The 11,887-nt window shown below is 36.3% G+C and carries 8 protein-coding genes; all 8 read right to left on the bottom strand.

Annotation, left to right across the window (positions count from 1 at the left end):
• Window positions 1-507: 507 nt before the first annotated feature.
• The 8 genes from RU96_RS07535 to dnaE all read right to left on the bottom strand — a co-directional run bounded on the left by RU96_RS07535 (window position 508) and on the right by dnaE (window position 11,876).
• A complete protein-coding gene (locus tag RU96_RS07535) occupies window positions 508-1,995 on the bottom strand; it encodes a HAMP domain-containing sensor histidine kinase (RefSeq protein ID WP_071864926.1) in 1,488 nt (495 codons plus the stop codon).
• Window positions 1,992-2,678, bottom strand: coding sequence for a response regulator transcription factor (locus RU96_RS07530; protein ID WP_071864925.1), 687 nt, complete (start codon window positions 2,676-2,678; stop codon window positions 1,992-1,994). Before RU96_RS07530 ends, RU96_RS07535 begins: the two co-directional genes overlap by 4 nt.
• A gap of 268 nt (window positions 2,679-2,946) precedes the next feature.
• Window positions 2,947-4,368 carry an NADP-dependent phosphogluconate dehydrogenase gene (gndA, locus tag RU96_RS07525; RefSeq protein ID WP_071864924.1) on the bottom strand — a complete coding sequence of 474 codons (1,422 nt, stop codon included), beginning with the start codon at window positions 4,366-4,368 and terminating at the stop codon, window positions 2,947-2,949.
• Between the two features lie 286 nt (window positions 4,369-4,654).
• On the bottom strand, window positions 4,655-4,834 hold the full coding sequence (rpmF, locus tag RU96_RS07520; protein ID WP_016171672.1) for a 50S ribosomal protein L32: 180 nt from the start codon (window positions 4,832-4,834) through the stop codon (window positions 4,655-4,657).
• A 58-nt stretch (window positions 4,835-4,892) separates the two neighbouring features.
• Window positions 4,893-5,450 carry a YceD family protein gene (locus tag RU96_RS07515; protein WP_071864923.1) on the bottom strand — a complete coding sequence of 186 codons (558 nt, stop codon included), beginning with the start codon at window positions 5,448-5,450 and terminating at the stop codon, window positions 4,893-4,895.
• Between the two features lie 141 nt (window positions 5,451-5,591).
• Window positions 5,592-7,376, bottom strand: a complete 1,785-nt coding sequence (gene pyk, locus RU96_RS07510; protein ID WP_071864922.1) for a pyruvate kinase — start codon at window positions 7,374-7,376, stop codon at window positions 5,592-5,594.
• 70 nt (window positions 7,377-7,446) lie between these two features.
• Window positions 7,447-8,409 (bottom strand): 6-phosphofructokinase, encoded by a 963-nt coding sequence (gene pfkA / locus RU96_RS07505; RefSeq protein ID WP_071864921.1) that lies wholly within the window; start codon window positions 8,407-8,409, stop codon window positions 7,447-7,449.
• Between the two features lie 158 nt (window positions 8,410-8,567).
• Complete coding sequence (gene dnaE, locus RU96_RS07500) at window positions 8,568-11,876, bottom strand: DNA polymerase III subunit alpha (protein ID WP_071864920.1); 3,309 nt, start codon at window positions 11,874-11,876, stop codon at window positions 8,568-8,570.
• Window positions 11,877-11,887: the final 11 nt, after the last annotated feature.

Raw genomic sequence — 11,887 nt, 5'->3', positions numbered from 1 at the left:
GTCAACTGTTTTTTTCAAAAAGTTTTAAAAACTTTTTGAAATGATATTTCAATAACTTGCTTTTTAATAACAACAACTCTGTCAGTTTAACACCTCATAAATCAGATGTCAACAACTTTTTTTAGTTATTATTTCTTGCTGTAAATAACAACTAGTTATAACAGCTTCATTAGAATATCACGCTGACTAAGTAACGTCAAGTAGTTTTTTTACTTTTCTTTCAGAGCGTGCTATTCCCTTGGAACAAATATTAATATAGCAATTCTGAATATAAAAAGCAACAAAAAACATCAATAAATTCCGATTTTTTTCATGACCGAATTTTCCACTTATAATCTGATTAAATAAAGCATTTTCCACCAAAAAATGACGTACAATAATATCTTTGCGGTAAAAATTATTCGCTTGTATTACCTGCAAAATTTGACAATAAAAAACTATAGAGCCCAAAATTACTGTCTGGTAGCAATTTTAGTTCTATAGTTCATTTAAATATTTTGCGCTATTTTATTTAATCGGAATAAAAATTTTAAAAATTGTTCCTTGTCCCACAACGCTTTCGACAGTCAGTTCACCTTTATAACTATCAATTAATTGTTTTGCAATAGACAATCCTAAGCCGTTGCCACCTTTAGTACGCGCTCGCGCTTTATCCACGCGATAAAAACGATGAAATATTTTTTCTAAATCTTCTGGTGCGATTCCTTCCCCAAAATCTTGAATATCAATTTCAAAAAAAGCGCCACTATTTCCAATCTTCAAATGTACTTCTTTGCGATCAGTCGAATATTTCACAGCGTTATCCAAAATAATAATAATAACTTGTTCAAAATGATTTCGATAGATTGCTAACGTTTCTTCTTCTGCTAGATCATCATCTATCGTAAACAAAAACTCAGGATAGAGCATTTTAAAGTTATTAAAAACTTGATACGTTACTTCTTTTGCTTGAGTTGTTTCGTTGGCATAATGCAACTCCACTTGTTCCGCCCGAGATAAATCGAGCATTTCTTGTACTAGGCTTTTCATACGACTAATTTCTTGCTGGCTGGCAAGGAGTGCTTCATCTAAAATCTCAGGATCGTTTTTCCCCCAACGTTGTAGCATGCTCAAATGACCTTCAATAACGGCTACTGGTGTACGAAGTTCATGAGAAACGTCTTCAACAAATTGCTTTTGTTGTTCAATATACATGCGCATTCGTTCTAACATGTCGTTAAAGATTTCTGCTAAATCAGCTAGCTCATCATCTGTATCAATTTTAGGCATATAGGCATCTGACTCTGGATCTTTTCTGATAGTATCCATTGTATCGCGTAATACTTTTAACGGCTTCAAAAAATAAGTAGATAAAAAGAACCCTAAAAAACTTGATAAAATTAGAGAAACGACTTCTAAAATAATTAAAGTTAATAATAGCTTACTACGTATTTCATAAAATGAAGATAATTCATAAAAAGTCTGGGCGTAGCCGATTTTTTCTCGAGTAACTTTTGAAAATATTGGGTGAATTGATAAAAAACCAGTATGGCCTTTTATAGTAATAATTGTTGGTTCTTTGCGTTTTGTTTGAACGAGATCAAATTTATTTTCATGAGTTTTTAATATCGGTTCTTGTTTTAGATTATAAACATATAAGTTGAGTTGTTGCTGTCCTAATTCAGATACAAATTGATCGAGCTTTAAAATATCCTTATCCAAATAAGAAATTGCTTCTGGCGTCCGGTTTTCTTCAGAAATTTTAGCAATAGCAAAATAGGCACTTTGCGTGGTGAGCTCTTCTTCAGAATTAGACAGACGAGAAGTTACTTCAGAAATAACTTCTTCAACATTGTGGCGCTCTTTTGCGACAATTAAGTTAATTGAAGATTTATAAGTAATTACAGCAAAAATGGTAAAAACAATAAATATAAAGAAAGAACTTGCAAAGGCCCACTTAATTGTTAAAGATGGGCCTTTCAGTTCTTTGTTAAAAGATTTATTTTTTTTGCTCACGAGCGCATCACATAACCAGTTCCCCGTACAGTTTGAATATAGCTCTCATCCCCGGGAACATCAATTTTATTGCGCAAATAACGGATATAAACATCCACGACGTTTGTTTCGACTTCTGTTTCATAACCCCAAACTTTATTTAACAAAACATCTCGTGCTAAAACAACATTCACATTTTCCATCAACGTTAACAATAACTCGTACTCACGCTTAGTCAATTCAATAACCTCGTTGCCTCGGCGCACAACACGATTTTCTTTTTCAATGACTAAATCACGATACGTAATCGTTGTTTGTTTAGCAACATTTTTGTCACCTTCAATGTCAATACGACGAAGTAAGGCACGTAGGCGAGCTAATAGCTCCTCAATTGCAAAAGGCTTCACGATATAATCGTCAGCGCCATGATCCAAGCCAGAAACCCGATCAATCACAGAATCTCTTGCTGTCATCATAATAATCGGTGTATTCTTCACTTGACGTACTCTACGACATACTTCTAAACCGTTTAATTCTGGCAACATCAAATCTAACAAAATAGCGTCCCAATCATTATTTAATGCTGCATCTAAACCTGTACGTCCGTTATAATGAACCTCTGTATGATACCCTTCATGCGTTAGTTCTAATTCTACGAAACGAGCTAAGTTTTTTTCATCTTCAATAATTAAAATATTACTCATTTGATCTTAGATCCCTTTTCTTTATAAATTTTTGTTCTAAAAAAAATGGTTGTTTTTTTATTAAAATACTATAGTCATTTTACCATGAAACAATGAAAGAAAAAAGAGCTATCTGAAAATCTTATTAGTGTATTAATAAGTAGCAAAACTCTTATTCGTCAACAGTTTTCCTAATCGTAATAAAAAAAGAGTAGCAATGTTTCAAAAAAACACAGCTACTCTTTCCCATCAATAAATTAGAATTCATCAAAATCCCATTGTTTTTTACTTATTCTTCATGGTACCAACTGTAGTGATAAATGCCTTCTTTATCAGTACGTTCATACGTATGAGCACCAAAGTAATCTCGTTGTGCTTGAATCAGATTAGCAGGTAAACGTTCTGAACGATAAGAGTCAAAATAAGCAATGGCAGAAGAAAATGTTGGAACAGGAACGCCAGCTTGAACTGCCAATGCAACAACTTCCCTTACTGCTTGTTGATATTTCTTGGTAATTTCTAAGAAATAATCATCTAATAATAAGTTTTCAAGATCCGGATTTTTATCATAGGCATCTGTAATTTTTTGTAAGAAACGAGCACGGATGATACAACCTGCGCGCCAAATTTTTGCAATTTCTCCAAATGGCAAATCCCAATCATACTCTTTTGAAGCGCTACGCAATTGGGCAAAACCTTGGGCATAGCTCATGATTTTACTGAAATATAAAGCTTCTCGAATTTTTTCAATCAATTCTTTTTTATCACCATCGTATTTAAACGTAGCAGGTGCTGGCAACACTTTACTTGCAGTAACACGTTCTTCTTTATATGCAGAAATATAACGCGCAAACACTGATTCTGTAATAAGAGGAAGTGGCACACCCAAATCAAGTGCGCTTTGGCTTGTCCATTTACCAGTTCCTTTATTACCAGCTGCATCTAAAATAACGTCAACGATTGGCTTACCAGTCCCAAGGTCATCTTTTCTAGTTAAAATATCAGCAGTGATCTCGATTAAGTAGCTATCAAGTTCTCCTTCATTCCATTCTTTGAAGATGTCTGCCATTTCAGCAACAGAAAGACCTAAAACATTTTTCATTAGATCATAAGATTCAGCAATCAGTTGCATATCGCCATATTCAATTCCGTTATGAACCATCTTCACATAATGTCCAGCTCCGTTTGGCCCAATGTAAGTAACACAAGGTGCACCGTCTTCTGCTTTAGCGGAAATTTGTTCTAAAATAGGTGCTACCAAATCATAAGCTTCTTTTTGCCCACCAGGCATAATTGAAGGGCCTTTTAACGCGCCTTCTTCACCACCAGATACTCCAGTGCCGATAAAATTAATTCCAGAGTTAGCTAGTTCTTCATTCCGACGAATTGTATCTTTAAAGAAAGTATTCCCGCCGTCGATTAAAATATCTCCTTTATCTAAATGCGGTAATAACTCTTTAATAGTGGCATCTGTTGGCGCACCGGCTTTTACCATTAACAAGATTCGACGTGGTTTTTCAATTGCAGCAACAAAGTCTTCAATTGTATAGGTTGCTTTAAATTTTTTATCAGGATGTTCTTTTACTACTTCTTCTGTCTTCGCAGCTGTCCGGTTAAACAATGCTACTGAATAGCCACGGCTTTCAATGTTTAGGGCTAGATTTTTCCCCATGACGGCCATACCGACAACACCAATTTGTTGTTTTGTCATTTTGAATTCCTCCTAGTAGCTTTAATCTTTTTCATTATAACGTAAAAAGTCCTGCTTTCAAACTAAAGGTGGCTGGAATTAGTAACCGAAGCTAAACTTTTGAGTATTCTTTTCTTTTTTTTATTTTGATTGCTTTTTTTAGATTATTATCTTCGTGAATTCTGCTTTTCTTCTAGAAGCATTACATTATTATCAGTTCAAGATTCGTTTAAATAAAATAAAAAACCCACAAAGCTCCATGGTTAGCTTTGTGGGTTTTAATCCTTCATTTTCTGAAAAAAATGAATTATGCTTCTTTAGTCGTTACGTCCTTGCCATCGTAGTAACCGCAGTTGGCACATACGTGGTGGCTTTTTCTTAATTCACCACAGTTTGGACATTCGTTCAAACCGTTAATAGTCAATTTGTAATGAGTACGACGTTTGTTTTTCTTAGCTTTAGATGTTTTACGAGCTGGTACTGCCATTTGTTACACCTCCTTGTTTATGAAAAGCAAGCGATATTACCTGCTATTTATTCCAATCTTACTGATCATCATCTGTTGTATCCAACAGTTCTGATAATTTAGCAAGACGAGGATCAATTTTGGGCGCGGCTGTTTCTTTTTGTTGCAGAAAATCATCTTCGGAGATCACTTCCCAATCTTGGCCAGCAGGCATTTGATTAGACTCAGCTTCCTCTTTTGTTAAAATCTGCAACGGAATCGCTAATAAAATATTATCAGCAACTGATTCATCCAAACTAATCGTCTGACCTTCTACAAGTAAGACTTCTTCATCAGAAATCAGTTCAGTCCGCATTTGAAACTGCTCAGGCGTCATAAAAACTTCGTCAACGACTAAATCCAGCGGTAATTCAACTGGCTCTAAACTTCTTGAAGAAGGAAGTGTCAACGTCGTTTTCAACGTGTAATGAACAAGATAATCACTTTTTGAGACGGTAACGAGCCCATCTACTTTAATAGGCGTGATATCTAATATTTGATTGTCCCGTTTCATCAATTCCTTTTTCAAATCCAAAGTCTCTGAAAAAGTTAACGGCGTTTCATGGTATTTGTTTAATTCCAATAAAGACCACTTCATTTTTATCACCTCTAAGCAACAAAAGCTATTATACAGGGAGTATTTTAGCTTGTCAATGAAATTTTCTTGACACCTTTTCAAAAAATAGAACGAAGTAGCCTAGACTACTTCGTTCTAGCGATTAAAGTTTTTTTTGGTGTTTTAGATGGCTGTTGTTTCACCGCGATAAACAATACCACGACGAGGATCAACAGTTACTAATTCACCGTCTTGAATTGTTGTTGTAGCGTCAGTAGCACCAACGATTACAGGAATATCTTTTGCAATTCCGACAACAGCGGCATGAGAAGTTAAGCCACCTTCTTCAACGATGACAGCAGCAGCTTTTTCAAAAGCAGGCATGTAATCTTTATCAGTTGTTGGAACAACTAAGACCATTCCTTCTTTAGCGCGAGAATTAGCTTCTTCAGCTGATTTTGCAACAACTGCATTGGCTACAACTGTTCTTTCGCCAACACCTTGTGCATCTAATAATTTAGAACCAATTAATTGAATTTTCATTACGTTTGTTGTTCCACGTTCACCAACTGGCACACCAGCAGTAATTAAAATTAATTCGCCTTCTTTAGCAAAGCCTAGTTCTACAGCTTTTTTAGCAGCTAAATCAAACATTTCGTCAGTTGTTGTTGGTTTTTCAGCAACAGTTGGGAAGACACCCCAGTTAAGCATTAAACCACGTTTTGTCCGTTCGTCAAATGTAACGGCTAAAATATCAGCATCTGGACGATATTTAGAAATCATTTTAGCGGTATAACCAGATTCAGTTGCTGCAACAATTGTTTTAACGCCTAAGTTTTTCGCAGCACGAGCAACAGATAAACCAATTGTTTCAGTTACATCTGTTTTATCAAATTCGTTAATTTGGAATGAACCTAATTCAGATAAAGCTTTTTCTGCTTCAACATCAATACGTGCCATTGTTGCAACTGCTTGAACTGGGTAGTCACCATTTGCAGATTCACCAGATAACATAGTTGCATCTGTACCATCAAAAACAGCATTGGCAACGTCAGAAGCTTCCGCACGAGTTGGACGTGGATTTTGTTGCATTGATTCTAACATTTGAGTAGCTGTAATAACTGCCTTACCGGCTGCATTACATTTTTGAATAATGCGTTTTTGCACCATTGGTACTAATTCAGGCGCAATTTCAACACCCATGTCACCACGAGCGACCATGATACCATCTGAAACTTTGATAATTTCGTCGATGTTATCAATACCTTCTTGTGATTCAATTTTAGGGAAAATTTGAACATGTGTCATGTTCTTTTCTTCTAAAATTTCACGAATTTCAAGAACGTCTTGTGCTTTACGTACAAATGAAGCGGCGATAAAGTCGATGTCATTGTCTAAACCAAAACGAATATCATCTGCATCTTTTTCAGTAATACCAGGTAAGCTAATTGAAACACCAGGAGCGTTAACACCTTTTCTTGAACCTAGCATACCAGCATTTTTTACAACCATGACTAATTCACGGTTTGCTTCGTCTTTTTCTGTGATTTCCATGTCGATTAAACCATCATCAAATAAAATATGACCACCCACGTGAACATCATCGAATAAACCAGGGTAAGTTACGGCAATTTTTTCTTTTGTACCTTTTAATTCAGGATCCATTGAAATACGAGTTGTATCACCAACGTTAAATTGGATATATCCCGCACGACCGAAGTCTGCTTCAGTAGTGTCTTGAACAGTAGTCCGAATTTCTGCCCCTTTTGTATCTAATAAGATACCGACATCTTTTCCAGTCTTTTTAACTGCTTCTCTAACCATATTCATCCGACCTAATTGTTCTTCATGGTCACCATGAGAGAAATTAAAACGGAAAACATTAGCTCCAGATTCGATTAATTGTGAAATAATCTCCACATTATTACTTGCTGGTCCTAATGTACTAACGATTTTAGTTTTTTTCATTACTTTAAACGCCCCTATTCCTTTATTTAAAACAACCATAGCTGTTTTATTATCTTTTAGTAGCTGTCAATTAGAATGATAACTGTTTATTTAAGTCATACAAACTTAAGTCAGGTTTATGTTTATTACTTTCAAGCGTTTCAATAATATCAGCGGCGACAACCTTATTGTCTTCAATACCAATACATAAGCCACCTTTACCTTGTTCAAGTAATTCCACCGCATAAGCTCCAAATTTACTTGCCAAGACCCGGTCACGCGCACTTGGAGAACCCCCACGAACAACGTGTCCTAAGATAGAAACTCGGGTATGGAAATCGCCATATTCAGATAACTTATCAGCGAATTCATTTCCGCCCATAACGCCTTCTGCTAAAACGATTAAACAATGTTTTTTACCACGATCGCGTCCATCTTGAATCCGTTTTGCTACAGCTGCCATATCAAAGTCATGTTCTGGGATGATAATTTCATCAGCACCACCAGCTACACCTGACCATAAAGCGATATCGCCAGCGCCACGACCCATAACTTCAATTACAAAAGTACGTACGTGCGAAGTTGCAGTATCACGAATGCGGTCGATTGATTCTAAGACTGTATTGATTGCTGTATCAAAACCAATTGTAAAATCAGTTCCAGGAATATCATTATCAATTGTACCTGGAATACCAACAGCAGGAAAACCATGACGTGTTAACGCCATTGCGCCATGATAAGAGCCATCTCCACCAATAACTACCAAGCCTTCAATGCCGAATTTTTTCAATTGTTCAATACCTTTTAATTGTCCTTCTTGCGTAGCAAATTCTGGATAGCGGGCTGAATAAAGGAAAGTCCCACCACGTTGGATTTTATCTCCAACATCTGCAACGTCTAAACGGCGAATATCACCAGCTACTAAACCGGCATATCCATAATTGATTCCGTATACTTCAATTCCATCGAAGATTGCTTTACGGACCACCGCACGGACTGCTGCGTTCATACCAGGAGCGTCACCGCCACTGGTTAAGATTCCGATGCGTTTCATCTACATTTTCACCTCATTAAAATATTTTTAGGTTTCCCTAAATAATACCATTTTGGCATTAACCACGTTGTACATTTTACCATTAAAAAACCAAAATGTCTTGGGATACGAGCAGAAAATTGAAAAAATTGAAAACGAAAAGTAAAATTTACTGAAAGTCACTTGAAAATTACGTTATTTTCACCAAAAATATCTACCAAACTTCGCCTTACATTAGGATTATCAGCAATTTGATATTTTTCAGCCAGTATTTTTTTAGTTCTTGATTTTTCATAAAAAAGTATTATTTTACTTGCGCCAGGCGCTTGTTTAATTAAGGCATACAATTCTTTTAATTGCTTGTCTGGATCAGCTATACCAGTTAAGCGGAGATAGCAAGTTGGCGCGATTTTTAGTTCTTTTATTTGCTGCGCTAAGACAATTTGATCGACAATTACCTGCATTTCTTGATTATATGTGCTGATCTCTGTTTTTCCTTCTACATAGACGACGTCGTCTACTGCAAATGTTTGTCGCACATGGCGATAGACATTAGGAAAAAGGGTTAACGCTACTTCTCCGGTTGGATCATTAGCTTCCACAAAAGCCATTTGTTCTCCCCTTTTAGTGCGGATTTCCCGAATTCCTCGGACATATAAAAGAAGACGAACATTTTGTTTTGGTAATAAATCACTAATTAGTTGTACTTGTCGTTCTTTTTTTAAAAGGGGATAACTTTCTGTCGGGTGACCAGAAACATAAACACCCAAGTACTGTTCTTCCAAATCAAGGCGTTGCGTTAAAGTATAATCACTAACTTCAGTGGGTTTTAGTGCCATAATATCTAATAAATCCATACTGCCCCCACTGTATTCGATATTTTGAATTTTACTATCTAATCCTGTTACTAATTGACGACGATTTTTTTCCAATTCATCAAAAGCTCCAATTTCAACTAAAGGTTGAATCAAATCAAGTTTTAACCATTTTGCCGGCAGACGATATAAAAAATTATCTAATGAACGAAACGGGCCATTTTCCTTGCGTTCAGCAACGATTGCCGCAATAAAATCACGCCGCGTCCCTTTAATACTACCTAGTCCAAAACGAATCGCTTCATTATTCACTAAATAAAAACTGAAACTACTAGTATTAATGGAAGGGGGTAAAATTTTAATGCCTTGTTTTTTGGCTTCTGTTAAATATTCTTTCACTTTCGTTGTATTATTACGAACCGAATGAAGGAGCGCGGCAAAAAAAGGCGCAGGATAATGAACTTTTAAATAGCCCATTTGAAAGCCGACAAAAGAATAAGCAAAAGCATGGGAGCGGTTAAAACCGTAATCTGCAAAACGCTCAATATAATCATAGACTTTATTGGCTTTTTCCTGGCTATGACCGATCTTTACTGCCCCGTTTACAAAATGGCGACGTTCTTCATCTAAAACATCTTTTTTCTTTTTACTTATAGCACGTCGTAAAATATCGGCTTGCCCTAAAGTGAAGCCAGCCATTTGAGCGGCAACTTGCATGACCTGCTCTTGATAGACCATAATGCCATAAGTATTTTGTAAAATTGGTATCAGACTGTCATCTAAATAAGTTACTTTTTCTTGACCTTTTTTACGTTTGATGAAGTGGTCAATATTTTGCATCGGTCCTGGTCGATATAACGCATTAACAGCGGCAATTTCCTCAATATTCTCAGGACCTAAGCGGCGCAAGACGTTTTTAATTCCTGCTGACTCAAATTGAAAAACCCCCGCCGTATTCCCAGCCTGAAACAACTTAAGTGTAGGTTCATCTGTTAAAGGAATATCTTTTTGCGAAAGTTCTTTTCCGGTAACTTTTTTGATTCCCTTTAACGTATCATCAATAATCGATAAATTACGCAAACCTAAAAAATCCATCTTTAATAAACCAACTGCTTCTACATCATTCATAGTAAATTGCGTTAGTAAAATATCATTAGCACCTGCTTGTAACGGAATTAACTGTTGCAAATTCTGGTCACTAATAACCACACCAGCTGCATGGGTGGATACATGTCGCGGTAAACCTTCTAATGTTAATGCCACTTGGAAAAGCTGACGATTACGCTCATTGCGAGCGACAAGTTCTCTTAAATTACTTGATTCTTCGTAAGCTTTTTTCAAGGTTATTTTAAGTGTATTGGGTACTGCTTTACTCCAACGATTGGCCTCACTTTGTGACAAACCAAAAACGCGGGCTACATCTCGCAAAACCATTTTGGCTGCCATCGTCCCAAAAGTAGCGATTTGTGCCACTTGATAAGTCCCATATTTTTCTTTTACATAATGCAAAACTTCTTCTCTTCGATTATCAGGAATATCCAAATCAATATCAGGCATCGTATAGCGTTCTGGATTTAAAAAACGTTCAAAAAGTAAATCGTACTCAATAGGATCAACATCTGTAATAGCTAACACAAAAGCCACTAAAGACCCTGCCGCAGAACCTCTTCCGGCGCCGGTTACTATTTTATTACGATGGGCAAAATCCATTACATCCCAGACGATTAAAAAATAATCATCAAAACCCATTTGATGAATAATATTCAGCTCGTAATCAAGCCTTGCTCTATACTCTACTGTTACTTCTTTTACACGCTGTTCTAGCTGTGTTTGACATAGATTGCACAAAAAAGTAGCTGCTGTTACATCAGCTTGAATAGGGTAATGTGGTAATAATTTTTGGTGTAGTGGCAATTCAAATTGACTACAAATCGCTGCTGCTTTTTTTGTGTTTGCTAAAGCTTGCGGCTGGTTTTCTGCAAAGTAACTGGTAATCTGTTCAGACGGTAGCAGATATTCCCCACTACCTTGTTCTAATTCTGCTAAATCTTCTAGCTGAGTGCCGTTTTTCAAGTGTTCCATCACGGCAATCGCGCCTTTTTCACTAGGATCAATTGTATTTACTTCATTAATTGCAAAAGGTTCAACTTGGTGCTCCTGATAAAATGCTATTTCCATTTCACTCAGTTCTTGTCGAGGTGAAACACCATAAAAAAACTGGTCTTTTGAGAAAATATTTTGTAAAAAATAGAGCCGTTCCTCAGCTTTTTTTATCTCACGTGTGATAAAGTATTGAATTTCATTACGGGGTGGTAAAATGGCATAGACGTCTGTTAAAGATTCAAAGTCAGCCAGATCCACTTGCCCTTTGATTTCTTTTTGACTACTTAGCGCAATTAATTGGAGATAGCCCGCTAGATTTTTAGCAAAGAGCAAAATTTCATTTTCTCCGTTTTGGACCGGAGAATAATAGTCTAAATGTAAACCAATTACAGCTTTTAAGCCGGCATTATGGCACGCAGTATAAAAAGAAACTGCGCCTGCTAAGACATTACGATCACATAAACCTAATGTATCGTAACCTCTTTGTTTGGCTACTTCTACTAGACGTGTAATTTCAATCGTACTTTGTAGTAAGGAATAAGCGGTCACGGTATATAATTGCGGTAACACTGTATGTCCTC

Origin of the sequence: Enterococcus canintestini (assembly GCF_001885735.1) — a bacterium.
GTDB classification, from domain to species: Bacteria; Bacillota; Bacilli; order Lactobacillales; family Enterococcaceae; genus Enterococcus_C; species Enterococcus_C canintestini.
This window is presented reverse-complemented; position numbering and strand designations above follow the sequence as displayed.